The sequence below is a fragment of the Kitasatospora sp. NPDC092039 genome, from assembly GCF_044756065.1.
In the GTDB taxonomy this organism is placed as follows: Bacteria; Actinomycetota; Actinomycetes; order Streptomycetales; family Streptomycetaceae; genus Kitasatospora.
The window spans coordinates 112,615-137,716 of sequence record NZ_JBIVSD010000004.1; the positions used below are offsets into that span (position 1 = coordinate 112,615).

Genomic DNA, 25,102 nt, shown 5'->3' on the forward strand with positions numbered 1-25,102 from the left:
GGTCCTGACCCGATCAGCCCTTGAGCGCCGCCACCCGCTCCAGCCAGAGCCGGGTGAACTCCTCCAGGCCGACGCCCAGCTCGCGGCGCATCAGCCGGTCGGTCCGGCGTTCGCGGTCCTCGCCCTGCCCGTCGGCCGCGCCGACCGCCCGGTAGAAGGCGACCAGCCGCTGCGGCCCGTGGGTACGGCCGATCAGCTCGCAGGCCAGCCAGGACTGCTCGTAGGCCTGGGCGATGCCGGCGGCCCCGGCGGCGAAGTCCCGGTCGGCGGGCAGCGCGCTGGGAAGCCGCCCGGCGGCGACGTCCCGGGCCAGCTCGGGGGCCGTCTGCCGCGCGCTGCGGCCGGAGTCGCGGTAGGCGGTCCAGTCGGCGACGCCCTCGGAGAGCCACAGCGGGGTCCACGCCCGGGTGTCGGCCCGGGTCGCGACGTGGGTGGCCTCGTGGGTGACCACCACCTGGCGGCCGAAGTCGCTGAGCCGCGCGTACGCCTCCGGGTTGACCAGCACCCGGTCCGCGGGGGTGTGCCAGGGCGCGCCGGGGGCGGCCACGGTGACCGCCGCCATGCCCGTCCAGCCGTCCGGGTCGCCCTCCAGCAGCCGGGCGAACTGCTCCGCGGTGGCGGGCCGCTCCAGCAGCAGCCGGCCCGGCCAGGCGCCGCCCCAGAGCTCGGTGACGGCGGGCACCGCCCGGTCCCCCACCGCGACCAGCTCGGCCGGGTCGGGGCCTGCGGCCGGCCCGAGCACCAGGCAGTGCGCCCCCGCCGCGGACCGGACCGGCCCGAAGTCCCACGGCGCGGGCGGCCCGCCCGCGCACTCCTCGCGCTCGACCCGCCAGCCGTCCCCGGCCCGGACCAGCTCGATCCGGCGCGGGTACACCACCGGGTACTCGTCGTACCCGGCGATCCGCACCGCCAGGTCGGCGGCGGCGGTCAGCCGCTCCGGCCCGCCGGAGGCGGCGAGCACCAGGTTGCGGTACCCCGCCTCGGCCACCGGCAGCCCGGCCCACGGCGGCGCCGAGCGGGCCCGCTCCGCCAGCGCGGCGGCCACCTCGGCGTGCCGGTCCGCCGGCCGCGCCGCGGGCGCCGGGGGGACGGCCGGCGGCAGCGACAGCTGGGCCAGCCCGCCGGCCGCGAGCAGCAGCGCGCCCCGCCGGGACAGCGCGCCGCGGGGGCGGGAGCCGGGGCGGGGTATCTCCGCGGGGTCGGCGGGGCCGGTCGGCGGGGCGCTCAGAGCCGGACCACCCCGGATACGGGCATGGCGGTGACGCTCTCGTAGCGGACCTTGGCGCCCGGGCGCGGGGCGTGCACGATCACACCGCCGCCGGCGTACATGCCGACGTGGTGCATGTCCCGGTAGAAGATCACCAGGTCTCCCGGTCGCGCTTCGGACAGGCTGATCCGCTGCCCGGCGTACGCCTGGGCCTGCGAGGTGCGCGGCAGGGTCACTCCGGCCTGCCGCCAGCTGTAGTACATCAGACCGGAGCAGTCGAACGCGTGCGGCCCGGTGGCCCCGTAGACGTACGGGGAGCCGATCATCCGCACCGCGGCGGCCAGCGCGGCGGCCCCGCGCTCGGAGGCGGGCGGGGCGGTGCCGAGGTCCAGCCGGTCGGTGCCCCGGGTGGCTCGCTGCTCGGCGTCCCGGGCGTCCTGGACCGTCAGCCGGGCCCGCTCGGCGGCGTCCAGGCCGTTCAGCAGCTTCTGCGCCCTGGCCAGCCGCTGCTGGATCTGCAGCTTGCTGTCGGCGAGCGAGCGGCGGGTCCGGTCCAGCTCGGCGAGCTTGTCGGCCGCCTCGGAGCGGCGCTGGTCGAGCCGGCGCTGCCGGGTGACCAGCTCGTGCAGGGTCTCCTGCTGGCGTGCGGCGGCCTGGCCCTGGGTGCGGGCGCGGGCCAGGTAGTCCTCCGGGTCGGGCGAGAGCATCAGCTGGGCGGTCTGGGACATCCCGCCGCCGCGGTACTCGGCCCCGGCCACCGTCGCCAGGTCGCCGCGCAGGTCGTTGAGCTGGTCCTGGGCGACGGCGATCTCGCCCTGGACGACCGTGGCCTCGCCCTGGAGCCGCCGCTGGGCCTCCTGCGCCGCGTTGAACCTCTCGGACGCCTGCTCGGCCTCGTCGTACAGCTGTTCCACCTGGGACTTGACGTCGTGACGGTCGGCCGGGTCCGGGCTGCCGGGGGCGGCCTGGGCGCGACCTCCGGCGGCGACGCCCAGCGCGGTGGCGGCGGCCGTGGTCAGCACCAGCGCCCGGGCGAGCAGTTGGGAACGGCGGTGCACGGACATGGCGGCGGGGGCTCCAATCCTGCGGCGCGGCCCCCGCCGCCGCACCGGGACGGGCGGCCGTCGAGCGGGAGTCCGGTGGCAGACGTTAGCGAGTCCGGGCAAGCGAGTCCAAACCCTTACGAACCCGAATATTCGACCCGTAATCGGACATCAGATCGACGCGCCGGAAAAGCCGCAGGCCCGGCCTCCCCTGGGGGAAGCCGGGCCCGGAAGCGGCCGAGCGGGGATCAGACCCGCACGATGCCGGTCAGCGGCATGTTGGTGACCGCCTCGTAGCGCACGTTGGTACCCGTCCGGGGGGCGTGCAGCACCTGGCCGTTGCCGGCGTAGATGCCGACGTGGTGGGCGTCGCTGTAGAAGATCAGCAGGTCGCCGGGCTGGGCCTGGGAGAGGTCCGTACCGATCCGGGTGCCGGCCGAGGCCTGCGCCTGCGAGGTGCGCGGCAGCGACACGTCGGCCTGGTTGAACGCCCAGACCATCAGGCCGGAGCAGTCGAAGGAGCTCGGGCCGGTGGCACCCCAGACGTACGGGCTGCCGACCTTGGAGGCGGCGGCCGCGAGGGCCGCGGCACCGCGCGAGCTACCCGGGGCCACCTTCACCGGAGCGGTGGTGGTCGGGGCGGTGCTCGTGGGGGCGGAGAGGTCGCCGCGGGTGTTGTCCCGCGAGGCGCGGTCGGCCTGCGCCTGCGCCTGGGCGGCCGCGTCGGCCTTGGCCTTGGCGTCGGCCGCGGCCTTCTCCTCGGCCTGGCGCAGCGCCTGGCGCTCCTGCTCGGTCAGGGTGTTGAGCAGGTCCTGGGCGGCCTTCAGCTTGCCCTGGACCTCCACCTTGGCGGTCTTCAGCTGCTGGGTGGTCGACTCCAGCTCGGCGAGCTTGCCCTGGGCCTCGTTGCGGTCCTGGTCGAGCTTGCGCTGCTGCTCCTGGAGCTCCTTCAGCTGGCCCTTCTGGGTGGCACCGGCCTGGTTCAGCGCGTCGGCCTGGCTGAGGAAGCTGTCCGGGCTGGAGGAGAACATCAGCTGGACGGTCGGGGATATCCCCCCGTTGCGGTACTGCTCGCCGGCGATCTCGGCCAGGCCGCCCTGGAGCTCGGTGACCTGCGCCTGCTGACGGGCCACCTGGTCCTGCAGGCCGGAGACCTGCTTCTCCAGCTCCTGCTGCTTGGCCTGGGCGGCGTTGTAGTTCTCGGTCGCGACCTCGGCCTGCTCGTTGAGCTGGTCGACCTGCTCCTTGACCTGGTCCTTGGTCGGCTGCGGGTCGGCGTGGGCGCCGGACTGCGCGGAGAGGGCGACGGCTGCGGCGGCGACTCCGGTCAGGATGGAGACGCGGGCGCGGCCGGCGGGCTTGGGACGACGATGGGACGCCACGAAGGCGGGCTCCTTCTTCCTACGTCCGCCTACCGGGTGAGCTGACGGGTTCGGGCCGGAAGCATGCCCTACGACGCCTCACGGCCGTTCGGCCGACCTGGCGCCGATTCACCCCGGAGGAACGTGGTTCCCCGGCTCCGCTCCGCAGCGCCCCCAGTCACTGGGCTCCCCTGTCGGGCAGTCGCTTCGACCTGCCCCGCTGCCTCGCGAACTCGGCGGTAACCACCGCCGCCACCCTGGCTGGGCGATCGACAGTGCGGTGGTTCGGAGCATGACCCTAGTAACTGAACCGTGATCCGTTCAAATCCTTGTCAGAAAAAAGACGGAAGATTGCCCAAGTTCCCTTGTGAAAATGACCGATGGTGACCAATGGTGCACGCAAGGCTGATCGGTTCTCAGCAGGCGGCCCCAAAAGGCGGAAAAGCCGAACGCCACCCCCGCGACGGAGGTGGCGCTCTTCACAGCTCCCGAACGGGCGTCCCGGGCGTGTCGGTCCGTCAGACCCGGCGGATGGTGTTGATCGGCATCGCGTCGGCCTTCATCACCTTCACCACGTCACCGGTGTGCGGCGCGTGGACCACCATGCCGTTCCCGATGTACATCCCGACGTGGTACATGCTCGGGCCGTAGATCACCAGGTCGCCCGGCTGGGCCTGGTCCAGCGACGGCACCCGGGTGCCGTAGTGCCCCTGCTCCTGCGAGGTGCGCGGCAGCGAGACGCCGGCCTGCCCGTACGCCCAGACCATCAGGCCCGAGCAGTCGAAGGTGGTCGATCCGGTGGCGCCCCACACGTACGGCGAGCCCTGCTTGCTCATCGCCTTGGCCACCGCCGCCCCCGCGTAGCCGCTGGCCGGCGGCAGGCTGCCGAGGTCCACCCGCGCGTTGCCGCGCGAGGCGCGGTCGTCCTGCGCCTGCTGGGCCCGCAGCGCGGCGCGGTCGGCGGCGCTCAGCGAGTTCAGCAGGTCCTGGGCGGCCTTCAGCTTGGTGTTGACGTCCGCCTTGGCCTGGTTGAGGTCCTTGGTGGTGCTGTCCAGCGAGGCGAGCACGGCGGCCGCCTCGGCCTTCTGCTGGTCCAGCCGGCGCTGCTGCTCCAGCAGCCCCTTGAGCGCCTCGGCCTGGCTGGTGCTGGCCTGCTGGACGGTCGAGGCCTTCTCCAGGTAGCCGGACGGGTCGGAGGAGAGCATCAGCTGGACGGACGGGTCGATGCCGCCGGCGCGGTACTGCTCGCCCGCCACCTCGGCGAGGCCGCCCTGGAGCTGGGTCATCTGCTCCTGGCCGCGGGCCACCTGGTCCTGCAGCTGGTCGGCCTGCTTGCGCAGCTGGTCCGCCCGCTCCTTGGCGCCGTTGTACTTCTCCGCCGCCTGCTCCTGCTCCTCCTGGAGCTGGTCGATCTGCGCCTTGACGTCCGTCTTGTCCGGCTGCGGCGCGGCGTGCGCGGCCACCTGGGCGGAGAGCGCGACCGCGGTCGCAGCGGCAGCGGTGAGCACGGAGACCCGTGCGCGGCTCGGCTGCTTGGGACGGCGGTGGGAGGCCAAAGGGACCGGCTCCTTCTTCCTACGGGCTCACCTGATGGGATGAGATTCCGGAAAATAGGTTTGACGCCAGACCCTAGTGAAGATCTACCCGTTTTGCTACTCCCCCGATGGCGTGAACCCCGGTCCCCACGCTGACTTCACGGGACCCGCACAACGCTCCGGACGAGCCGCTGACCAGCCGTCATGCGGTCCGGCCCAGGTCAGGGCCGGGCCAGCCGGTTCAGCAGCAGCACCGACGCCACCGGGCGCGCGCCCGCCTTCCGCACGCCCTCCGCGACCTCCCGGTCGGTGGACACCACCACCACCGGGCGGCCCTGCGGCTCGGCCCGCACCAGACGGCGGATCAGCTCGTCGGCCGTCTCCCCGGTCCGGCTGAACCGCACCCGGACCCCGCGCGGCGGCGCCATGATCACCGGGACGTCCAGGTCCTGCCCGTCGAACACGCAGGTGACCTCCGCCTGGGTGCGCTGGGCCAGCATCGCCAGACCGCCCAGCAGCCGGATCCGCTGCTGCTCCAGCGGCAGCGCCGGATAGCCGGTCTTGGTCACGTTGTAGCCGTCCACCACCAGGTGCACCTGGGGGATCGCCAGCAGCTGGTCCAGCAGCGCCGGATCGTCCTCGGCCAGCCCGCGCCGGGCCACGTCGTGCGGCGAGGCCGCCCCCGGCACCACCGCCTCCACCAGGTCCGCCGGGCGGATCTGGGAGACCGGCAGCGCCAGCTCCCGCTGGAGCCCCTGCGCCGACTGCAGCACGGTGTCCAGCAGCAGCCGCAGCCGCATGTCCTCGACACTGCGCCCCTCGCGGGCCGACCGGCGGCCCTGCTCGGCCGCGTTCTCCAGCTCGGAGACCCGGTGCCGCAGCCGGCGCGCCTCGGTCTCGGCCGCCCCGCGCTCGGCCGCGGCCTGCGCCCGCAGGGCCTCCAGCTCGCCGGCCACCCGACGGGTCTCGGCCTGCGCCCGGCGGGTGTCGCTCTCCAGCGACCGCACCTTCTTGCGCAGCGACTCGGCCTCCTTGCGGACGCCGTCGGACTCGGCCCGCTGCCGGTCCAGGTCCGCCCGCGCGGCGGCCCGCACCTCGGCCAGCTCGGCCTGCAGCTTCTCCACCAGCCGGGCCGCCTCCGCGGCCGCGTCCTCGGCACCGGCCCGCTCGGCCTCCTCGCCGGCCTCGGCCACCAGCCGGCTCCAGCCCGCCGAACGCACCAGGTAGGCGGCGGCCGCGACGTCCATCGGATCGGCGGCGCTCGGGACGCTGCCCGACTCCAGCGCCTTCACCAGGTCCGGCTGCCCCAGGCGCAGCCGCTCCGCTATCCGCACCCGGAAGGCCGGCTCCGCCTCCAGCGCCGCCGCCAGCGCGGTGGCCGCGTACTTGGCCCGTCGCGCCGGGGTGAACTTGACGTACTGACGCAGGCTCTGCGGGAGTTCGGCCGCCGGCAGCCCGCCGAGCGCGTCCGAGGCGAGCCCGACCACGCGTCGGCGCACGCCCTCGGGCAGCGGCCGGTCGAGCCGCTCGACGGCGTGCTCCGCCGCGGGCCCGGAGGAGTCGTTCGCCGCCACGGCCGCCTCGGCCGCAGCGGGCGGAAGCCCCTGGGCTTCCCCGGGCTCCTTCGCTGCGTCCACCACGTCCTCGGCTCCGATCCTGGTCCAGCGGGGCACGGCCGCGGCCGCCCCCTGTCGTCACGCGCCGTGCGTCTTGTTCTGTATTGTCCCGTGCGGCGCGGACGGGTGCGCCGTGCACCCGCCCGCCGCGGCGACGGGGATCAGCCCTGCTCGGCGGGGGCCTGCGCCCCCTCGGCGCCCGGACGGGCCACCAGCTCGACCTGGTCCACCGCGTTGCACCAGCGGCAGCGCACCGACTCGACGGTCTCGCTCAGCACCTCGGTCTCCTCGACCTTGGACTCGCCGGCCAGGTCGAAGTGCAGGAACTCGGTCACCCGCGCGGTGCGGGTCACGTCGAAGCGGGTGAGGTTGCCGCACAGGGTGCAGCGCCAGCGCGTCTCGGCGGTCAGGGCGGGGACGGTCATCGGGGGTCCTCTCGGGTGGTCCCTGCGTGGGCTAGGCGCTCCCCCCGGAGCCCCGGCATCGGCGGCGGGAGGCGGGAATGCCCGCCCCAAGCCTATTGCCTGGGGCAACCATCGCGACCACCGGTCGCCCGAACACCCGGGCTGGTCCACCTGCCGTAAACCGCCGTGTCACCCGCGGCGCCCGGAGGGATGCTTGGCCGCATGGCGCTCGCGGTCCCGGACCCCACCGCGGCCCGGGGCGGCCGCCCGGCGGCGACGATCCCGGTGGTCAGCTACGCCCTGATCGCGCTCAACACCCTGGTCTTCCTGCTCGGCCCGGCCGCGGGCCTCAACCCGCTGTACGGCACCGGCCAGGCCCGGGTCTGCGCCGAGCAGCGGTACGAGCAGCGCTGGGGCGCGATCCCGGCCGAGGTGCTGGCCGGACGGCCGCTGACCGCCGGACAGCTGGCCGAGGCCCCCGACCCGGTGCCCGGCTGCCCGGCCGCGCCGACCCCGGGCAAGCACCCGGCCCTGTCCGTCCTCAGCGGGCTCTTCCTGCACGCCGGCTGGCTGCACCTGCTGGGGAACCTGCTCTTCCTCCAGGTCTTCGGCCCCACCGTCGAACGGCGGCTGGGCCGGGCCCGGTTCGCCGTCTTCTACCTGGCCGCCGGCAGCCTGACCACGTACGGCTTCGCGCTCGCCGAGGCGCACTCGCCGAACTCCACCCAGGTGCTCATCGGAGCCTCCGGCGCGATCGCCGCCGCCCTCGGCGCCTACCTGCGCCTCCACCCCCGGGCCCGGGTGACCACCCTCGTCCCGCTGCTGCTCTTCCTGCCGCTGCGCTTCCCGGCCTGGCTGGTGCTCGGCCTCTGGTTCGCCCTGCAGTGGTGGTCGGTGCACTCGGCCGGGCCCGGGGTGGCGTACCTGGTCCACGTGATCGGCTTCTCGGCAGGGTTCCTCTACGCCTGCACCGTGGTCCGCCACCCCCCGCGACGACCCGGCGGACGCCCGATACGCTGGCGGCACCTCACAAAGGAGCCCGAACTGTGATCACCGCCATCGTCCTGATCAAGACCAGTGTCGACCGCATCCCGGAGATCGCCGAGTCCATCGCCGCCATCGACGGCGTGAGCGAGGTCTACTCGGTGACCGGGGGCTACAACCTGGTGGCGATGGTGCGGGTGCGCCGGCACGACGACCTGGCCGAGGTCATCCCGGGCCGGCTGAACAAGGTCCCGGGTGTGGCCCACACCGAGACCCAGATCGCCTTCCGCACCTACTCCCAGCACGACCTGGAGGCCGCCTTCGCCCTCGGCCTGGACGAGTAGCGCTCAGCCCTCGCGCTGCGTGTCCGCGACGCAGCGGCCGCCCTCGTTGCGGTAGTTCCAGGCCGCGCCGTCCGTGACCAGCTCCCGGACGGCGGTGAGGAAGCGGTCGACGTGCTCGTCCGGCGTCCCGGCACCGAAGCTCACCCGGATCGCGTTCAGGCTGCGCTCGCCCGGCAGCGAGGGATCGGGCGCCCCGCACTCGGACGGGGCTACGTCCTCGTCCCCGAGCAGCGTGCGCACCAGCGGGTGGGCGCAGAACAGGCCGTCGCGCACCCCGATGCCGTACTCGGCGGACAGCGCGGCCGAGAAGTGCGAGCTGTTCCAGCCCCGGACGACGAAGGACAGCACGCCGACCCGCGCCGAGCCCTCCCCGAACAGATTGAGCACCTTGACCTGAGGGATCGCGGCGAGGCCGGCGGTCAGGCGGGCGATCAGCTGCTGCTCGCGGGCCTCCAGCGCGTCGAACCCGGCCTCGGTCAGCGCCCGGCAGGCCGAGGCGATCGCGTAGGCGCCGATGACGTTCGGCGAGCCGGCCTCGTGCCGCGCGGGCCCGGTGTGCCACTGCACGGCCACCGAGCCGTCGGCCTCCCGGGCCACCGTCCTGGTCGCCCCGCCGCCGGCCAGGTACGGCTCGGCCTCGTCCAGCCAGTCCGCCCGGCCGGCCAGCACCCCGGCGCCGAACGGCGCGTAGATCTTGTGGCCGGAGAAGGCGACCCAGTCGACGTCCAGCTCGCGCACCGAGACCCGGTGGTGCGGCGCCAGCTGGGCGGCGTCCAGCACCACCCGGGCGCCGTGCCGGTGCGCCGTCTCCGTCAGCTCGGCGACCGGCCACAGCTCGCCGGTGACGTTGGAGGCGCCGGTGACGCAGAGCAGCTTGGGGCCCTCGGGCGCCCCGGCGAGCGCGGCGTCCAGCGCGGCCACGGCCTCGGCCCGCGAGCGCGGCGCCCGCAGGTAGCTGACGTCCAGTCCGGCGTGCGCCCAGGGCAGCAGCGAGGCGTGGTGCTCGGTCTCGAAGGCGAACACCCGGGTGCCGGCCGGGACGGCGGCGGCCAGCAGGTTGAGCGAGTCGGTGGTGGCCCGGGTGAAGACCACCTGGTCGCCCTCGCGCAGGTCGAGGAACTCGCCGACGGTGCGGCGGCTCTGTTCGAACAGGTCGGTGGACAGCTGGGAGAGGTACCCGGCCCCGCGGTGGACGCTGCCGTAGTACGGCGCGTACGCGGCGACGTCGTCCCACACCCGCTGGAGCGCCGGCGAGCTGGCCGCGTAGTCGAGCGCCGCGTAGCCGACCTTCTCACCGCCGGCGAGCGGGACCTGGACGTCGGCGCCGAGGACCGGGAGCGGGGAGAGGACTTCGGTGACGAGGGACATGGGGATGCACTCCTTCGGGGGTAAGGGACCCCGGGAGTGCCAGTCGTCGGGTGTCCGCGCTTGTCGCACGGACGATCTGCCGTGGCGACCCGGTCCTCACCCAGGGCACCCCGCCACGGACGGAGGGTTGCCGGACAGCAAGCTGGGGCTTGTCGCTGTCACTCATGACCTGGCGAAGACTCTAGGCCGCGTCCCAGCGGGCGGTCAAACGGGCATCCAGCATGCGGACAGCACCGGAGCCCGGGCCGGCGTACCCGGCCCGGGCTCCCCAACTGCCGTCTCAGATCCGGCTCGTGGCCTCCGACCAGCGCCGCAGCAGGTCCTGTGCGGCGCCCGAGTCGATCGCCTTCGCGGCCCGCTCCATGCCGGCCGCCAGCTGCTCGTCCAGCGGCGCGTCGCCGAGGTCCAGCGCGACCAGCGCGGCCGCCGTGTTCAGCAGGACGGCGTCCCGCACCGGCCCGTGCTCCCCCGCCAGCAGCCGCCGCGCGACCTCGGCGTTGTACGAGGCGTCCGCCCCGCGCAGCGCCTCGATGCCGACCAGCTCGATGCCGACGTCCCGCGGGTCGAAGACGGTCTCGGTGACCACCCCGTCGCGCACCAGCCACACCTGCGAGGTGGTGGTGATGGTCAGCTCGTCCAGCCCGTCGTCGCCGCGGAAGACCAGCGCCGTCGCGCCCCGCCGGGCCAGCACCCCGGCGATCAGCCCGGCCAGCCGGGTGTCGAAGCAGCCGATGGCGTGCGCGGTGACCTTGGCCGGGTTGGTCAGCGGACCGAGGATGTTGAAGGCGGTCGGCACCCCGAGGTCGCGCCGCGCGGTGGCGGCGTGCCGCATCGAGGGGTGGAACTTCGCCGCGAAGCAGAAGGTGAGTCCGACCTCCTCGGCCACCTCGGCGACCCTCCGGGAGGAGAGGTCCAGCGCCACGCCGAGCTTCTCCAGCACGTCCGAGGAGCCGCTGGTGGAGGAGGCCGACCGGTTGCCGTGCTTGACCACCTTGGCGCCGGCGGCCGCCGCGACGATCGCCGACATGGTGGAGATGTTGACGGTCTTCGCACGGTCCCCGCCGGTGCCGACGATGTCCACCGCCGGGCCGGGGATGTCCAGCGGCTCGGCGTGCTCGTACATCGCGTCGACCAGGCCGGCGATCTCCTCGACCGACTCGCCCTTGGCCCGCAGCGCGACCATGAACCCGGCCACCTGGACGGGGGACGCCTCGCCGCTCATGATCCGGTCCATCGCCCACGCGGTGGACGAGCGGTCGAGGTCCTCCCCCTGCAGCAGCGCCGACAGGATGTCCGGCCAGGTGCGGACCACCTGCGCGGGGTCGCTACCGCCGTTCGCAGGGTTCACGTTCACCATGGCTGACTCCAGCTGTTGTCGGTTCCCCGCTCCGGGGGGACGTCCGTACGGATGGAGCCAGCCTATCGAGCGAAGCGGTCGCTTCTAACCCCGTCTTTTCTAGTTGCCGGGCGGATTTCAGCGGACGGCCGGAGTCCGCTTCGCCACCCTCGCCCGCAGCAGGACGGCGGCCGCCTCGGCCAGCGCCACCGGGTCCACCGGGTGGGAGATGGCGGCGTCCGCCCGGCTCCAGGCGGCGAGCCAGGAGTCCTGCGGCCGGCCGATCAGCACCAGCACCGGCGGGCAGCCGTAGATCTCGTCCTTGAGCTGGCGCCCGAGGCCCAGCCCGCCGGCCGGGACGGCCTCGCCGTCCAGCACGCAGAGGTCCACTCCCCCCTTCTCCAGCGCCTTGAGCACCGCGGGGGTGGTCGCGCACTCCAGGTAGGACAGTTCCGGAAGATCCTCGGCGGGCCGGCGGCCGAGCGCCGTCAGCACCTGCTCACGGGTATTGCGGTCGTCGCTGTAGACGAGGACGGTGAGCGTCTCATCGGTCGTGTACGCCATGGGCCCTGCTCCCTCAAGTGTGATCCGGACCACGTTCGCCTGATCCGGATGCTACTCCGGATCACCCGCCGCCGAGCCCCCCTCGCGCACGTTCCTCCCCGAACCGCCGCGCCCGGGGCTCACCCGCCCGGAGGACGGCCCGTCACCCGACCCCGCCCGGTCCACCCGTACGGCCGACCCGGCGCCCGCTCCCCTACCTCCTACGGCTACTCCGACCGGGCAACGACGCGCCGGGCAACGGGGTCGCGGGCCCCTCCGAGGAACCGTCAGAAAAGGGACACGCCGCTGCTCAGCCCCCGTCCGGACACCCGGTCGCCCCCCAAGCGGGCATACCGCACGCACCGGACACTCCGAGGGACACCCCCCGACGTGAAGACGGAATAAGGGACCGACATAATGTCCGTCGTGGCGACAGCAACAGCAGTAGAAACCGGGCACGCGCACGGATCGGTCAACCGGCCGAACATGGTCAGCGTCGGAACGATCGTCTGGCTCAGTTCCGAGTTGATGTTCTTCGCGGCCCTCTTCGCGATGTACTTCACGCTCCGCTCCGTCAAGGGGCCGGAGTTCTGGACCGAGAAGGCCCACGCCCTCAACGTGCCCTTCTCCTCGGTCAACACCACGATCCTGGTGCTCTCCTCGCTCACCTGCCAGCTCGGCGTGTTCGCTGCCGAGCGCGGTGACGTGAAGAAGCTCCGGGCGTGGTTCATCCTCACGTTCGCCATGGGCGCGGTCTTCATCGGCGGCCAGGTCTTCGAGTACACCGAGCTGGTCAAGAAGGACGGCCTCTCGCTGTCCTCCGACCCGTACGGCACGGTGTTCTACCTGACCACCGGCTTCCACGGGCTGCACGTGACGGGTGGTCTGATCGCCTTCCTGCTGGTCCTGGGACGGACGTACGCAGCCAAGCGCTTCACGCACGAGCAGGCCACCGCCGCGATCGTCGTGTCGTACTACTGGCACTTCGTCGACGTCGTGTGGATCGGCCTGTTCGCGACCATCTACCTGATCAAGTAACCAGCTGATCAGGTCGCTGGCCACCGGCTGCGGCCCCCGCCCTCACCGGCGACGGGCCGCTTCTGCCGGTGCCGACGCTCCCACCGACCGACCGCGCGCGCAGCCCTAGACAGGCAGCCTCGTGCCGGCCAGACCGGCCGCCGGGTGCACCCACCAGTCGACCAGATCCTGACACCGGGGTTATTCCGTGAAAAAGCTCTCCGCACGACGGCGCCACCCATTGGCGGCGCTGGTCGTCCTACTTCTCGCCCTGGCGGCAACCGGGGGGCTGTACGCCGCGTTCGCGCCCGCCGACAAGGCGCAGGCCGACGTCGCCGCGCAGTCGCTCGCGATCGATGAGGGCAAGAAGCTCTTCGCCGTGGGCTGCTCCTCCTGCCACGGCCTGAACGGCCAGGGCAGCAGTGACGGTCCGAGCCTGGTCGGCGTCGGCTCCGCCGCTGTCGACTTCCAGGTCGGCACCGGCCGCATGCCCGCCCAGCAGCCCGGCGCCCAGGTCCCGCGCAAGAAGAACATCTACACGCAGGCCGAGATCGACCAGCTCGCCGCCTACGTCGCCTCCCTCGGCCCCGGCCCGGTGACCCCGAAGGAGGAGCAGTTCACCTCGACCAACCCCGAGGACATCTCCAAGGGTGGCGAGCTGTTCCGCACCAACTGCGCCCAGTGCCACAACTTCGCCGGCCAGGGCGGTGCCCTGACCAAGGGCAAGTACGCCCCGTCGCTGGAGGGCGTGGACGCCAAGCACATCTACGAGGCCATGCAGACCGGCCCGCAGAACATGCCGTCGTTCCCGGACACCACCATGCCCGAGGAGCAGAAGAAGCAGATCGTGGCCTTCGTCCGCCACACCACCAACGATGAGCCCAACCCCGGCGGTCTCACCCTGGGCAGCCTCGGTCCGGTGACCGAGGGTCTGTTCGGCTGGATCTTCGGCCTCGGCACGCTCATCGCGGTCGCGATCTGGGTCGCCGCCCACACCACCAAGGCCAAGAAGTCATGAGCCACGACATGTCAGAAGAGAAGCTCCCGGAGCCGCACGGCTCCGCCGGCGAGGTGGCCGACCACGGCAGCCCGTTCGCCGACCCGGGCCTGCCGGCCCACGAGCCCCGGCGCACCGACATCGACGAGCGGGCCGCCCAGCGCGCCGAGCGCCAGGTCTCGCTGATGTTCGTGGTCTCGATGCTCGCCACCGTCGGCTTCATCGCCTCGTACGTGGCCATCGACCCGGACAAGATCGTCTACATCTTCCCGCTCGGTCACGTCAGCGCGCTGAACTTCGCGCTCGGCCTGACCCTGGGCGTCGCGCTGTTCATGATCGGCGCGGGCGCGGTCCACTGGGCCCGCACCCTGATGTCGGACGTCGAGATCCCGGCCGAGCGCCACCCGATCGAGGCCTCCGAGGAGGTCCGCGCCGACGTCATCGAGCAGTTCAAGACCGGTGCCGCCGAGTCCGGCTTCGGTCGCCGCAAGATGATCCGCAACACCCTGATCGGCTCCATGGCGCTGGTCCCGCTCTCCGGCGTGGTCCTGCTCCGTGACCTCGGCCCGCTGCCCGAGAAGAAGCTCAAGGAGACCGGCTGGAAGGAGGCGACCGAGGCCAAGCCGCTGCCGCTGGTCAACATGAACACCATGCAGCCGATGAAGCCCGAGGACATCGTCGTCGGCTCGCTCACCTTCGCCATGCCGGAGGGCCTGTCCACGCACGACGAGGACTTCCAGCAGCGGATCGCCAAGGACGCCCTGATGCTGGTCCGCATCGCGCCCGAGGACATCAAGGACGAGAAGTCCAAGGAGCTGGGCTTCGAGGGCATCCTCGCCTACTCCAAGATCTGCACCCACGTCGGCTGCCCGATCAGCCTGTACGAGCAGCAGACCCACCACGCGCTCTGCCCCTGCCACCAGTCGACCTTCGACCTGGCGGACGGCGCCCGCGTCATCTTCGGCCCGGCCGGCCACCCGCTGCCGCAGCTGAAGATCACCACTGACGAGAAGGGCAACCTGGTCGCCACCGGCGACTTCGCGGAGCCCGTCGGCCCGAGCTACTGGGAGCGTGCTCGATGAGTAGCGCGAGCAGCACCACGACCGGTGCCGCCAAGCCCTCCAGCACGCGCGCCAAGCCCGCCAACAAGTGGGAGGCCGCGGCTGACTGGACTGACGGCCGGCTGGGGATCTACTCCCTCGCCAAGGCCAACCTGCGGAAGATCTTCCCGGACCACTGGTCCTTCATGCTGGGCGAGATCTGCCTCTACACGTTCATCATCATCATCCTGACCGGTGTCTACCTGACGCTGTTCTTCAAGCCCTCGATGGCCGAGGTCGTCTACGACGGCTCGTACGTGCCGCTCAAGGGCATCCCGATGTCGGAGGCCTACGCCTCGACGGTGGACATCAGCTTCGAGATCCGCGGCGGTCTGCTGATCCGCCAGATCCACCACTGGGCCGCCCTGGTCTTCGTGGCGGCGATGTTCGTGCACATGATGCGCGTCTTCTTCACCGGCGCGTTCCGCAAGCCGCGCGAGATCAACTGGGTCTTCGGCTTCCTGCTGCTGGTCCTCGGCATGTTCGACGGCTTCTTCGGCTACTCGCTGCCCGACGACCTGCTCTCCGGCACCGGCATCCGGTTCATGGAGGGCGCCGTCCTGGCGACGCCGCTGGTCGGCACGTACATCCAGATGTTCCTGTTCGGCGGCGAGTTCCCCGGCACCGAGATCGTGCCGCGGTTCTTCACCATCCACGTGCTGCTGATCCCCGGCATCATGCTCGGCCTGCTGGTCGCGCACCTGATCCTGGTCTTCTACCACAAGCACACCCAGTGGGCGGGCCCGGGCAAGACTGAGAAGAACGTCGTCGGCATGCCGCTGATGCCGGTCTACATGGCCAAGGCCGGTGGCTTCTTCTTCCTGGTCTTCGGCCTGATCGCGGTCGTCTCGGCGATCGCCACGATCAACCCGATCTGGGCGTACGGCCCGTACCGTCCGGACCAGGTCTCCACCGACGCCCAGCCCGACTGGTACATGGGCTTCTCCGAAGGCCTGATCCGCATCATGCCGGGCTGGGAGATCAGCGTCTGGGGCGGCCACACCCTCAACCTGGGCGTGATCGTCCCGCTGATGGTCGTCTTCCCGCTGGTGCTGGTCTCGATCGCCGCCTACCCCTTCATCGAGGGCTGGATCACCGGCGACAAGCGCGAGCACCACATCCTGGACCGTCCGCGCAACGCCCCGGTCCGCACCGCGCTGGGCGCCGCCTGGATCAGCCTCTACCTGATCCTGCTCGCGGCCGGTGGCAACGACCTGTTCGCCACCCACCTGCACCTGTCGATCAACTCGGTGACGTACTTCGTCCGCGTCGGCATGTTCGTCGTCCCGGTCCTCGTCTTCATCATCACCAAGCGCTGGTGCCTCGGCCTCCAGCGCCGTGACAAGGAGAAGGTGCTGCACGGCCGCGAGACGGGCGTCATCAAGCGCCTGCCGCACGGCGAGTTCGTCGAGGTGCACGCCCAGCTGCCGCAGCAGGACCTGTACAAGCTCACCGCGCACGAGCAGATCCAGCCGGTCGAGCTGCCGGCCCAGACGGACGAGAACGGCGTGGCCCGCAAGGCCGGCGTCCTCACCCGCACCCGGGCCAAGCTCTCCCGCGGCTTCTACGGCGAGGGCGGCCAGATCCCCAAGCCGACCGCCGAGGAGCACCACGAGATCACCAGCGGCCACGGCCACCACTGATCCCGTAGGCACCACCGCGTCACCCCGAGGGCCGCTGACCAGAGTTCTTCTGGTCGGCGGCCCTCGGCCTTTCCCGTACGTGCCAAGCCCCGCACCCGACCGCGCCACCAGGAGGCCACCGTGCAGCTCTCCGTCGACCCCGCCTCGGCCACTCCCCCGTACGAGCAGATCCGCGCCCAGATCGCCGAGCGGGCCCGCTCCGGCGAGCTGCCGACCGGGCTGCGGCTGCCCACCGTGCGGGCCCTGGCCGAGGAGCTGGGGCTGGCCGCCGGCACCGTCGCCCGGGCCTACCGCGAGCTGGAGGCGGACGGCGTGGTGGAGACCCACGGCCGGCGCGGGACGCTGATCGCCGCCACCGGGGACGCCGCCCACCGGCTGGCCGCCGAGGCCGCCGCCGAGTACGCCGCCCGGGTCAGCCGCCTGGGCGTCTCCCGCTCGGACGCCCTGGCCGCCGTGGAGACCGCGCTGCGGCTGGCGTACCCGCGGGACTGACGGGCCCTGGAGCGGCCCTCCGGGGGCCGTCAGAGCTCGGGACGGATCATCCCCGAGGCGGGGGCCTGGGAAGGCGGTGCGGTGGTGCTGACGGGCTGTCCGGAGGCGCTGTGCTTGACCCAGTCCGTCCAGTCGACGTTCCAGTCCCCGAAGCCGTTGCCGAAGGGCTCCATCACGGCGCCACGGCTGTTCACCACCGTCACCAGGTCCCCCACCCGGGTGTGCTGGTAGAACCACTGGGCGTTCTCGGTGCTCATGCCGGTACAGCCGTGGCTGACGTTGTCGACGCCCTGCGAGCCGACCGACCAGGGCGCCGCGTGGACGTACTCGCCGCTCCAGGTCACCCGGGTGGCCCACAGCACGTCGAGGTCGTACGCCTCCGTGCTGCCCGCGGCTATCCCGATGGTCTCGCCGTTCATCCGGACCGCCCGCTCCTGGCCGAGCACCACCTTGACGCCGTTGCGGGTGTCGAAGCCGGGCTTGCCGGTGGTGACCGGGATGGTCCGCAGCACCTCGCCGTCGCGCTTCAGGGTGAGCTCGTGGGCGGCCGCGTCGATCACCGACTCCACCCGTTCGCCTATCCGCAGCTTCAGCGCGCTGCGGTCGCCGCCGTAGAGGCCGTCCGCTATCCGGCTGCCGGTGCCGTCGAAGGCCAGCGAGACGGTCGTGCCGGCCGGCCAGTAGTCCTGCGGGCGGAAGTGCAGGTTCTTGTCGTCCACCCAGTACCAGGCGCCGGTGACGGAGGGCTGGGAGCCGACGGTCAGGACGCGCTCGACCTCCTGGCGGGCCTGCGGATCCTTCACCGCCTCGGAGAGCTGCACGGTGAGCGGCTGGCCCACCCCGTAGACGCCGCTGCCGGAGGAGTCCGGGCCCAGCTTGGCGGTGAGCAGGCGCTGGGCGGCGACGGTGCTGAAGCTCGCGGTGGTGTCACCGCGGCCGCCCTTGCCGTCGTCGGCGGAGATCCGCACCGTGTACGAGGTGGCGGCCTTCAGTCGGCCGGTGGTCTGCCAGCTGGACTGGTCCTCGGCGAGCTTCCCGGCGACCACCCGGCCGTCCGGGCCGACCACGGTGACGTCGGTGAGCCGGCTGCCCTGGACGGCGGTCACGGTGACCGGCTGGGAGGGGTCGGCCTTGCCCTCCGCCGAGAGGTGGACCAGCGGGGCCGCGTCGATCCGGTGCGGTCCGACGGGCTCGTCGTCCCCGGCCGTGCAGGCGGACAGCGGGGCCAGTACCGCGAGGGCCAGCGAGATGCCGCCGAGAGCTGCGATTCCACGCCTGTCGGCCATGACCGCCTCCGAGGGTTCGCACGATTGATCAGATCGTAGGAACGCCCTTGACGAAGCGACATCCGGGGGACTTCCGGTTCACCCGCCGGAGTGAAGCCGTCATCCCGGGGACGCAGTGGGAGGCCGGGCACGCAGCAGGGCCGGCCCTCCCGTGCGGGAGGACCGGCCCTGGTGCCGGAAGCGGGAACCCTACTGGTTCTGGTTCTCGCCCCGGTAGAACTCGAAGACCCATCCGAAGATGCCGATCAGGATGATCGGGGCGGCCCAGAACATCAGCCACCAGCCGAAGATCACGCCCAGGAAGGCGAGAGCGCCACCGAGCGCCAGCGAGAGCGGCTGCCAGCTGTGCGGGGCGAAGAAGCCCAGCTCGCCGGAGTCGTCCGCGACCTCGGCCTCGGGGTTGTCACCCGCGCCGCTGTCCACCCGGCGGGCGGTGAAGGCGAGGTAGTACCCGATGAACGCGCAGAGGCCGAAGGCCAGGAACAGCGCGGTGGTGCCGGCGGCCTCGATGCCGAGGTCCGAGTGGTTGGTCCACAGACCGTAGGTCAGGGCCATCGCCAGCACGAAGACCGACAGGCCCAGGAAGATCTTTCCCTGTTCCTTCATCAGGCGTCGCCCTCCTTCTTGCCCTTGCCCAGCTGCGGGGCGTCGTACTTCGCCGGGGTCACGCCGGCGAGGTGCTTGGCCGGCTCGCCGTGGTTCTCCAGGTAGTCCAGCGCGGCGATCTCCGGGTGGTGGAGGTCGAAGGCCGGGGATTCGGAGCGGATCCGCGGAAGGGTGAGGAAGTTGTGCCGCGGCGGCGGGCAGGAGGTGGCCCACTCCAGCGAGCGGCCGAAGCCCCACGGGTCGTCCACGGTGACCTTCTCGCCGTACTTGGCGGTCTTCCAGACGTTGTAGAGGAACGGCAGGATCGACAGGCCCAGCACGAAGGAGCCGACGGTCGAGACGGTGTTCAGGGTGGTGAAGCCGTCCGAGTTCAGGTAGTCGGCGTAGCGGCGGGGCATGCCCTCCGCGCCGAGCCAGTGCTGCACCAGGAAGGTGGTGTGGAAGCCGACGAACAGCGTCCAGAAGGTGATCTTGCCGAGGCGCTCGTCCAGCATCTTGCCGGTCATCTTCGGCCACCAGAAGTGGAAGCCGGCGAACATCGCGAAGACGACGGTGCCGAAGACCACGTAGTGGAAGTGGGCGACGACGAAGTACGAGTCCGAGACGTGGAAGTCGATCGGCGGGGAGGCCAGCAGGACACCGGTCAGACCACCGAAGAGGAAGGTGACCAGGAAGCCGACCGTCCAGAGCATCGGGGTCTCGAAGCTCAGCGAGCCCTTCCACATGGTGCCGACCCAGTTGAAGAACTTCACACCGGTCGGGACCGCGATCAGGAAGGTCATGAAGGAGAAGAACGGCAGCAGCACCTGTCCGGTGACGTACATGTGGTGCGCCCACACCGTCACGGACAGACCGGCGATCGCGATGGTGGCCGCGATCAGGCCGGAGTAGCCGAACATCGGCTTGCGGCTGAAGACCGGGATGATCTCCGACACGATGCCGAAGAACGGCAGCGCGATGATGTACACCTCGGGGTGGCCGAAGAACCAGAACAGGTGCTGCCAGAGCATCGCCCCGCCGTTGGCCGGGTCGAAGACGTGGGCACCGAACTTGCGGTCCGCCTCCAGGGCGAACAGCGCGGCGGCGAGCACCGGGAAGGCCAGCAGGACCAGCACCGAGGTCAGCAGGACGTTCCAGACGAAGATCGACATCCGGAACATCGTCATGCCGGGCGCGCGCATGCAGATGATCGTGGTGATGAAGTTGACCGCACCGAGGATCGTGCCGAAGCCGGAGAAGGCCAGACCCATGATCCACATGTCGCCGCCGATGCCGGGCGAGTGCACCGCGTCCGACAGCGGGGAGTAGGCGAACCAGCCGAAGTTGGCGGCGCCGTTCGGGGTCAGGAAGCCCGCGACCGCGATCGTCGAACCGAAGAGGTACAGCCAGTACGCGAACATGTTCAGACGCGGGAACGCCACGTCCGGGGCGCCGATCTGGAGCGGCATGATCCAGTTCGCGAAGCCGGCGAAGAGCGGCGTCGCGAACATCAGCAGCATGATCGTGCCGTGCATCGTGAACGCCTGGTTGAACTGCTCGTTCGACAGGATCTGGGTCCCAGGACGAGCCAGCTCGGCGCGCATGACCAGGGCGAGGATGCCGCCGATCAGGAAGAAGGCGAACGACGTGGCCAGGTACAGCGTGCCGATCGTCTTGTGGTCGGTGGTGGTCAGCCACTTGATGATGGTCGAACCCGGCTTCCGGGTCCGCTGCGCCCCGACCGTGACGGCCTCGGCGCCCCCGCCGGCCGCGGCGGGCTCGTTGAGGATTGTCACTTCTCTTCACTTCCCATGCTGATCAGGCCGGAGGGCACCGCACCGTTCTGGCCCTTGGCGCGAAGATCGGCCAGGTGCTTGTCGTAGTCGGCGCGGTCGACGACCTTGACGTTGAACAGCATGCGCGAGTGGTCGACGCCGCAGAGCTCGGCGCACTTGCCCATGTACTCGCCCTTGACGGTCGGCGTGACCTCGAACTTGTTCACCACGCCCGGCACGACGTCCATCTTCATCATGAAGTTGACGGGCCAGAAGTCGTGGATGACGTCACGCGAGGTGAGGCGGAACTGAACCGTCTCGTTGACCGGCAGCCAGAGCGTCGGAGCGTCCTTGGGAGTACCGACCTCGTAGGCGGCGTCCTTGTTGGCCGGGTCGGGGGTCTCGGTGTTCTCGTAGTTGAACGCCCAGCTCCACTGGAAGCCGACCACGTTGACGTAGTGCTGCGGCTTCTCGGAGGTGGCGATCAGCTTCGACTCGTCGCGGGCGACGAAGTAGAAGAGCACCGAGACGATGATGATGGGGACCGCGGTGTAGAGCGCCTCGATGGGCACGTTGTACCGGGTCTGCGGGGGGATCTCCACACCGGTGCGCTTGCGGCGGTGGAAGACCACGCTCCAGATGATCAGACCCCACATCAGTACGCCGACCACCAGCGCCGCGATCCAGGACCCCTGCCACATCTGGAGGACCATCGGCCCTTCCTTGGTGACGGGGCTCGGGAGGCCAAGCCTGGGGAGGTCGTTGGCCGAGCAGCCGGTGGCGGTCGCGATGACGAGGCCCAGTGCCAGCGCCTGAGGCAGCTTCCGCCGCATCGTGCGCCGCGGCGAGCGGTCGGAGCCGTTGGGACTCACGTAGCGCCTTCCCGAAGTCTCGCCCGCCTTCGCGTCGCCCCGGGGAGGAGTGTGAGCCTCCCCGGCGACCCGTCCACGGGCACGGTTTGAATGCTTATGCGGGCCAAACCCTACTCCAGCCTTATGCGCTCCTGACGGGCAGCCCCCGGTAACGCGCCGCCCGCTAGCCCGATCAGGCCCGGTGGGGGCTGCGTCGCAGGTCATCGTAGGCATTCGAGGTCCGTACGCCCGATCGGGGGATGACCTCGGACGACGCCCGTGACGGCCCGTCGGACGCGGACGAAGCGGACATTCGGGATGATCGACTGACGGTGGGTGAGCCGCGCGGACGGGCCGGACCACGGGCCGGGTGTGTCGTTAAATGTGACCGTGTACTTCGACGCGGCCTCGACGGCCCCTCTGCACCCCGTCGCGCGGCAGGCACTGACCGCCGCCCTGGACGAGGGCTGGGCCGATCCGGCCCGGCTGTACCGCTCCGGCCGGCAGGCCCGGATGCTGCTGGACGCCGCCCGCGAGACGGTCGCCGCGGTGCTGGGCGCCCGGGCGGACGAGATCGCCTTCACCGCGAGCGGCACCCAGGCCGTCCAGCTCGGCCTGCTGGGCGCGCTGACCGGCAACCGGCGGCGCGGCGGCCACTTCGTGCACTCCGCCGTGGAGCACTCCAGCGTGCTGCACGTCGCCGAGCGCCACCAGGGCGCCGGGGGCGAGGTGTCGGTGGCGCCGGTGGACCGGGGCGGCCGGGTCGACCCGGCGGCGTTCGGCGCGCTGCTGCGCCCGGACACCGCGCTGGCCGCGGTGCAGAGCGCCAACCACGAGGTCGGGACGGTGCAGCCGCTCGGCGAGGTCGCCGAGCTGTGCGCCGGGGCCGGTGTCCCGCTGCTGGTCGACGCGGCGCAGAGCGCCGGCCGGACGGACGTCCCGGCGGGCTGGTCGCTGCTGACCGCCAGCGCCCACAAGTGGGGCGGGCCGCCGGGGGTCGGGGTGCTGGCGGTGCGCAAGGGCGTCCGGTACGCCTCGCCGCTGCCGGCCGACGAGCGCGAGGGCGGCCGGGTGCCCGGCTACGTCAACGTCCCGGCGATCGTGGCCGCGGCCGCCTCGCTGCGCGCGGTACGGGCCGAGGCCGAGCAGGAGAACGCCCGGCTGCACGCGCTGGTGGAGCGGATCCGCACCCGGGTGCCGCGGCTGGTGCCCGAGGTCGAGGTGGTCGGCGACCCGGTGCGGCGGCTGCCGCACATCGTCACCTTCTCCTGCCTGTACGTGGACGGGGAGGTGCTGCTGACCGAGCTGGACCGGGCGGGCTTCGCGGTCTCCTCCGGCTCCTCCTGCACCTCGTCCACGCTGACGCCCAGCCACGTGCTGGCGGCGATGGGGGTGCTCACCGAGGGGAACGTCCGGGTGTCGCTGCCGTACGGGACGGCCGAGGCCGACGTGGAGCGCTTCCTCGCGGTGCTGCCCGACCTGGTGGCCGGCGTCCGGGCACCGCTCGGGCTGGACCTGCCCGCGCCGGAGGCGGCGGAACCGGCCCGGTCACACCCTCCCCGAGCCGAAGGACGCGCCGGTGCCGGAGCGAGGAACGTCGGCACCGGGTCCGAGCGCCCGGAGGCGAGCGAGCGAGTCGCCCACCCGCCCCGAGCCGAAGGGCGCGCCGGTGCCGAGAGCGAGGAGCGACAAGCGACCGACGAAGGAGGGAGTGCCGGAGCGAGGAACGTCGGCACCGGGTCCGAGCGCCCGGAGGCGAGCGGGCGAGTCACAGCGAGCGGGCGAGTCACAGCGAGCGGGCGAGTCACAGCGAGCGGGCGAGTCACAGTGATCGACGCGTTGGGCAAGCGGTGCCCGCTGCCGGTGATCGAGCTGGCGAAGCGGATCGGCGAGGTGCCGCCGGGGGGCACGGTCGCCGTGCTGGCGGACGACGAGGCGGCCCGCCTGGACATCCCGGCCTGGTGCGAGATGCGCGGGCAGGAGTACGCGGGCGAGGCCCCGGCCGCCGAGTACGGCGGCGACCGGGGCTCGGCCTACCTCGTCGTCCGGCGGACTACTTGACCAGGTGCGCGCCGATCTCGGCGGCCGCCTCGGCGCCGTAGGCCGCCTCGAAGCGCTTCAGGAAGGCGGTCGGGCGCAGCTCGTACTCCTGGGTGCCGACGGTCTCGATCACCAGGGTGGCGAGCATGCAGCCGAGCTGGGCGGAGCGCTCCAGGTCGAGGTCCCAGGACAGGCCGGCCAGGAAGCCGGCGCGGAAGGCGTCGCCGACGCCGGTCGGGTCGACCTTGGCCTCCTCCTTGGCGCAGCCGACCAGGATCGGCTCCTCGCCCTTGCGCTCGATCCGGACGCCCTTGCTGCCTAGGGTGGTGACCCGGGTGCCGACGCGGGTGAGCAGCTCCTCGGCGCCCCAGCCGGTCTTGCTCTCGATCAGCGCGGCCTCGTACTCGTTGGTGAAGAGGTACGCGGCGCCGTCGACGATCTCGCGGATGTCGTCGCCCTCCAGGCGGGCCAGCTGCTGGGAGGGGTCGGCGGCGAAGGCGTAGCCGCGGGTGCGGCACTCCTGGGTGTGGCGGACCATGCCCTGCGGGTCGTCGGCGCCGATCAGGACGAGGTCCAGGCCGCCGACGCGGTCGGCGATCGGCTTCAGCTCGATGTTGCGGGCCTCGGCCATGGCACCGGTGTAGAACGAGGCGATCTGGTTGTGGTCCTCGTCCGTGGTGCACATGAAGCGCGCGGTGTGCCGGGTCTCGGAGATGTGGACGGAGTCGCAGTCCACGTTGTTGCGCTCCAGCCAGCTGCGGTACTCGGCGAAGTCCGCGCCGGCGGCGCCGACCAGGACCGGGCGAAGCCCGAGCACACCCATGCCGAAGGCGATGTTCGGCGCGACGCCGCCGCGGCGGATGTCCAGGGTGTCGACCAGGAAGGACAGCGACACGGTGTGCAGCTGCTCGGCGACGAGCTGGTCGGCGAACCGGCCGGGGAACGTCATCAGGTGGTCGGTGGCGATCGAGCCGGCGACGGCGATACGCACGGAAGGTCTCCTCAGGATGGCGGCGGGGCCAACGGGCAGGCGGGGATGAACCCACCTACGGTACCCGGCGCCGGGGAGCGCCCAGGCAGGAGTGCCGCAAGTTGCCGCCCGCACGGCCATGGTGGCACCCGTTGCCCTCGAATGTGTACTACCTCCCGGTAGCACTGGTGGGCGGCCGGGCCCCTGCCTAGGGTCGGCCCTGGAGGGCCCGTCGCACGGGCCCGTCGTCGACCGTGGCAGCGTGGCCACGGCCCTGGATCGGAGCGATGCCCGATGATGACCGACCACTGCGCCGCCCTGCCCGCTCTGCGGAGCGAGGACGGCGAGACGCTCGACGCCCTGGTGGACTCCTCCCGGCGGCTGCGCCGGTTCTGGCCGCAGGTCGCGGCCGGCCCGGAGCCCGTCGCCCCCGCGCCGGCCGGGGTCCGGGTGCCCTCCGGCGCGCTGCGGGTGGTGGCCGGGATGGCCGAGTACGGCTTCTGAGCCCGGACCGTAAGGGCCGCGCCGTACCGGATGGGCCGGTACGGAACCGGATCCGACCGGAGCACGTCACATCCGCGCGGAGCGGCCGAGGCGGCGGCACC

Annotated in this window: 23 protein-coding genes and 2 riboswitches; of the genes, 9 read left to right on the forward strand and 14 right to left on the reverse strand. The window is 72.1% G+C overall.

Annotated elements, in window-relative coordinates; translation table 11 throughout:
- Positions 1-13 precede the first annotated feature (13 nt).
- The 6 genes from ACIQI7_RS10085 to ACIQI7_RS10110 form a co-directional block, all read right to left on the reverse strand.
- A complete protein-coding gene (locus ACIQI7_RS10085; RefSeq protein WP_401107136.1) occupies positions 14-1,045 on the reverse strand; it encodes a hypothetical protein in 1,032 nt (343 codons plus the stop codon).
- A 179-nt stretch (positions 1,046-1,224) separates the two neighbouring features.
- Positions 1,225-2,271 carry an NlpC/P60 family protein gene (locus ACIQI7_RS10090; RefSeq protein ID WP_401107137.1) on the reverse strand — a complete coding sequence of 349 codons (1,047 nt, stop codon included), beginning with the start codon at positions 2,269-2,271 and terminating at the stop codon, positions 1,225-1,227.
- 227 nt (positions 2,272-2,498) lie between these two features.
- Positions 2,499-3,632, reverse strand: a complete 1,134-nt coding sequence (locus ACIQI7_RS10095; protein WP_387748854.1) for an NlpC/P60 family protein — start codon at positions 3,630-3,632, stop codon at positions 2,499-2,501.
- Positions 3,633-3,642: 10 nt separating this feature from the next.
- Positions 3,643-3,792: riboswitch (cyclic di-AMP (ydaO/yuaA leader) on the reverse strand.
- Between the two features lie 337 nt (positions 3,793-4,129).
- Positions 4,130-5,167, reverse strand: coding sequence for an NlpC/P60 family protein (locus ACIQI7_RS10100; RefSeq protein ID WP_387748852.1), 1,038 nt, complete (start codon positions 5,165-5,167; stop codon positions 4,130-4,132).
- A gap of 200 nt (positions 5,168-5,367) precedes the next feature.
- Positions 5,368-6,720: an NYN domain-containing protein gene (locus tag ACIQI7_RS10105; RefSeq protein ID WP_401108002.1), complete on the reverse strand. Its 1,353-nt coding sequence runs from the start codon at positions 6,718-6,720 to the stop codon at positions 5,368-5,370.
- 203 nt (positions 6,721-6,923) lie between these two features.
- Positions 6,924-7,187 (reverse strand): hypothetical protein, encoded by a 264-nt coding sequence (locus tag ACIQI7_RS10110; protein ID WP_387748850.1) that lies wholly within the window; start codon positions 7,185-7,187, stop codon positions 6,924-6,926.
- A 201-nt stretch (positions 7,188-7,388) separates the two neighbouring features.
- On the opposite strand from ACIQI7_RS10110, the gene ACIQI7_RS10115 reads away from it, so the two are divergent.
- Both ACIQI7_RS10115 and ACIQI7_RS10120 read left to right on the forward strand, forming a co-directional pair.
- Positions 7,389-8,216 (forward strand): rhomboid family intramembrane serine protease, encoded by an 828-nt coding sequence (locus tag ACIQI7_RS10115; RefSeq protein ID WP_401107141.1) that lies wholly within the window; start codon positions 7,389-7,391, stop codon positions 8,214-8,216.
- A complete protein-coding gene (locus tag ACIQI7_RS10120; RefSeq protein ID WP_049651832.1) occupies positions 8,213-8,494 on the forward strand; it encodes an Lrp/AsnC family transcriptional regulator in 282 nt (93 codons plus the stop codon). The genes ACIQI7_RS10115 and ACIQI7_RS10120 overlap by 4 nt, the downstream gene beginning before the upstream one ends.
- 3 nt (positions 8,495-8,497) lie before the next feature.
- Here the strand turns inward: ACIQI7_RS10120 and ACIQI7_RS10125 are convergent, their stop codons facing one another.
- From ACIQI7_RS10125 to ACIQI7_RS10135, 3 genes are all read right to left on the reverse strand, one after another.
- Positions 8,498-9,862 (reverse strand): aminotransferase class V-fold PLP-dependent enzyme, encoded by a 1,365-nt coding sequence (locus ACIQI7_RS10125; RefSeq protein WP_401107144.1) that lies wholly within the window; start codon positions 9,860-9,862, stop codon positions 8,498-8,500.
- A 51-nt stretch (positions 9,863-9,913) separates the two neighbouring features.
- Positions 9,914-10,032, reverse strand: a riboswitch (SAM riboswitch).
- Between the two features lie 110 nt (positions 10,033-10,142).
- Positions 10,143-11,219 carry an anthranilate phosphoribosyltransferase gene (gene trpD / locus ACIQI7_RS10130; protein WP_401107146.1) on the reverse strand — a complete coding sequence of 359 codons (1,077 nt, stop codon included), beginning with the start codon at positions 11,217-11,219 and terminating at the stop codon, positions 10,143-10,145.
- 117 nt (positions 11,220-11,336) lie between these two features.
- Positions 11,337-11,762, reverse strand: coding sequence for a hypothetical protein (locus tag ACIQI7_RS10135; protein WP_387748842.1), 426 nt, complete (start codon positions 11,760-11,762; stop codon positions 11,337-11,339).
- Positions 11,763-12,158: 396 nt separating this feature from the next.
- On the opposite strand from ACIQI7_RS10135, the gene ACIQI7_RS10140 reads away from it, so the two are divergent.
- The 5 genes from ACIQI7_RS10140 (at position 12,159) to ACIQI7_RS10160 (ending at position 16,990) form a co-directional block, all read left to right on the forward strand.
- The gene (locus ACIQI7_RS10140) at positions 12,159-12,779 is read left to right on the forward strand and encodes a heme-copper oxidase subunit III (protein WP_049651835.1); all 621 of its coding nucleotides are present in this window, start codon (positions 12,159-12,161) and stop codon (positions 12,777-12,779) included.
- 187 nt (positions 12,780-12,966) lie between these two features.
- On the forward strand, positions 12,967-13,776 hold the full coding sequence (locus tag ACIQI7_RS10145; protein ID WP_387748840.1) for a c-type cytochrome: 810 nt from the start codon (positions 12,967-12,969) through the stop codon (positions 13,774-13,776).
- An 8-nt stretch (positions 13,777-13,784) separates the two neighbouring features.
- Positions 13,785-14,837 (forward strand): Rieske 2Fe-2S domain-containing protein, encoded by a 1,053-nt coding sequence (locus tag ACIQI7_RS10150; RefSeq protein ID WP_387748838.1) that lies wholly within the window; start codon positions 13,785-13,787, stop codon positions 14,835-14,837.
- Positions 14,834-16,498 carry a cytochrome bc complex cytochrome b subunit gene (locus ACIQI7_RS10155; RefSeq protein WP_387748836.1) on the forward strand — a complete coding sequence of 555 codons (1,665 nt, stop codon included), beginning with the start codon at positions 14,834-14,836 and terminating at the stop codon, positions 16,496-16,498. The genes ACIQI7_RS10150 and ACIQI7_RS10155 overlap by 4 nt, the downstream gene beginning before the upstream one ends.
- A 120-nt stretch (positions 16,499-16,618) precedes the next feature.
- Positions 16,619-16,990, forward strand: coding sequence for a GntR family transcriptional regulator (locus tag ACIQI7_RS10160; protein WP_401107151.1), 372 nt, complete (start codon positions 16,619-16,621; stop codon positions 16,988-16,990).
- Positions 16,991-17,019: 29 nt separating this feature from the next.
- Here the strand turns inward: ACIQI7_RS10160 and ACIQI7_RS10165 are convergent, their stop codons facing one another.
- From ACIQI7_RS10165 to coxB, 4 genes are all read right to left on the reverse strand, one after another.
- The gene (locus ACIQI7_RS10165) at positions 17,020-18,276 is read right to left on the reverse strand and encodes an Ig-like domain-containing protein (protein WP_401107154.1); all 1,257 of its coding nucleotides are present in this window, start codon (positions 18,274-18,276) and stop codon (positions 17,020-17,022) included.
- Positions 18,277-18,465: 189 nt separating this feature from the next.
- Positions 18,466-18,882, reverse strand: a complete 417-nt coding sequence (locus ACIQI7_RS10170; protein WP_188297376.1) for a cytochrome c oxidase subunit 4 — start codon at positions 18,880-18,882, stop codon at positions 18,466-18,468.
- On the reverse strand, positions 18,882-20,657 hold the full coding sequence (gene ctaD, locus ACIQI7_RS10175) for a cytochrome c oxidase subunit I (RefSeq protein WP_401107155.1): 1,776 nt from the start codon (positions 20,655-20,657) through the stop codon (positions 18,882-18,884). The genes ACIQI7_RS10170 and ctaD overlap by 1 nt, the downstream gene beginning before the upstream one ends.
- Positions 20,654-21,508, reverse strand: coding sequence for a cytochrome c oxidase subunit II (coxB, locus tag ACIQI7_RS10180; RefSeq protein WP_387748827.1), 855 nt, complete (start codon positions 21,506-21,508; stop codon positions 20,654-20,656). Before coxB ends, ctaD begins: the two co-directional genes overlap by 4 nt.
- 369 nt (positions 21,509-21,877) lie before the next feature.
- Here coxB and ACIQI7_RS10185 point away from each other — a divergent pair, with 369 nt between their 5' ends.
- On the forward strand, positions 21,878-23,548 hold the full coding sequence (locus tag ACIQI7_RS10185) for a cysteine desulfurase/sulfurtransferase TusA family protein (RefSeq protein WP_401107158.1): 1,671 nt from the start codon (positions 21,878-21,880) through the stop codon (positions 23,546-23,548).
- Here ACIQI7_RS10185 and ACIQI7_RS10190 read toward each other — a convergent pair.
- A complete protein-coding gene (locus ACIQI7_RS10190; protein WP_401107160.1) occupies positions 23,541-24,518 on the reverse strand; it encodes a carbohydrate kinase family protein in 978 nt (325 codons plus the stop codon). The genes ACIQI7_RS10185 and ACIQI7_RS10190 overlap by 8 nt on opposite strands.
- Positions 24,519-24,791: 273 nt before the next feature.
- Here ACIQI7_RS10190 and ACIQI7_RS10195 point away from each other — a divergent pair, with 273 nt between their 5' ends.
- The gene (locus tag ACIQI7_RS10195) at positions 24,792-25,001 is read left to right on the forward strand and encodes a hypothetical protein (RefSeq protein ID WP_401107161.1); all 210 of its coding nucleotides are present in this window, start codon (positions 24,792-24,794) and stop codon (positions 24,999-25,001) included.
- Positions 25,002-25,102 lie beyond the last annotated feature (101 nt).

Bases quoted from the DNA above. Each gene is read 5' to 3' on its own strand.
- ACIQI7_RS10135 (WP_387748842.1), bottom strand. From the start codon at position 11,762: ATGGCGTACACGACCGATGAGACGCTCACCGTCCTCGTCTACAGCGAC.
- ACIQI7_RS10165 (WP_401107154.1), bottom strand. From the start codon at position 18,276: ATGGCCGACAGGCGTGGAATCGCAGCTCTCGGCGGCATCTCGCTGGCC.
- ACIQI7_RS10115 (WP_401107141.1), top strand. From the start codon at position 7,389: ATGGCGCTCGCGGTCCCGGACCCCACCGCGGCCCGGGGCGGCCGCCCG.
- trpD (WP_401107146.1), bottom strand. From the start codon at position 11,219: ATGGTGAACGTGAACCCTGCGAACGGCGGTAGCGACCCCGCGCAGGTG.
- ACIQI7_RS10125 (WP_401107144.1), bottom strand. From the start codon at position 9,862: ATGTCCCTCGTCACCGAAGTCCTCTCCCCGCTCCCGGTCCTCGGCGCC.
- ACIQI7_RS10150 (WP_387748838.1), top strand. From the start codon at position 13,785: ATGTCAGAAGAGAAGCTCCCGGAGCCGCACGGCTCCGCCGGCGAGGTG.
- ACIQI7_RS10155 (WP_387748836.1), top strand. From the start codon at position 14,834: ATGAGTAGCGCGAGCAGCACCACGACCGGTGCCGCCAAGCCCTCCAGC.
- ACIQI7_RS10090 (WP_401107137.1), bottom strand. From the start codon at position 2,271: ATGTCCGTGCACCGCCGTTCCCAACTGCTCGCCCGGGCGCTGGTGCTG.
- ACIQI7_RS10140 (WP_049651835.1), top strand. From the start codon at position 12,159: ATGTCCGTCGTGGCGACAGCAACAGCAGTAGAAACCGGGCACGCGCAC.
- ACIQI7_RS10195 (WP_401107161.1), top strand. From the start codon at position 24,792: ATGATGACCGACCACTGCGCCGCCCTGCCCGCTCTGCGGAGCGAGGAC.
- ACIQI7_RS10110 (WP_387748850.1), bottom strand. From the start codon at position 7,187: ATGACCGTCCCCGCCCTGACCGCCGAGACGCGCTGGCGCTGCACCCTG.
- ACIQI7_RS10170 (WP_188297376.1), bottom strand. From the start codon at position 18,882: ATGAAGGAACAGGGAAAGATCTTCCTGGGCCTGTCGGTCTTCGTGCTG.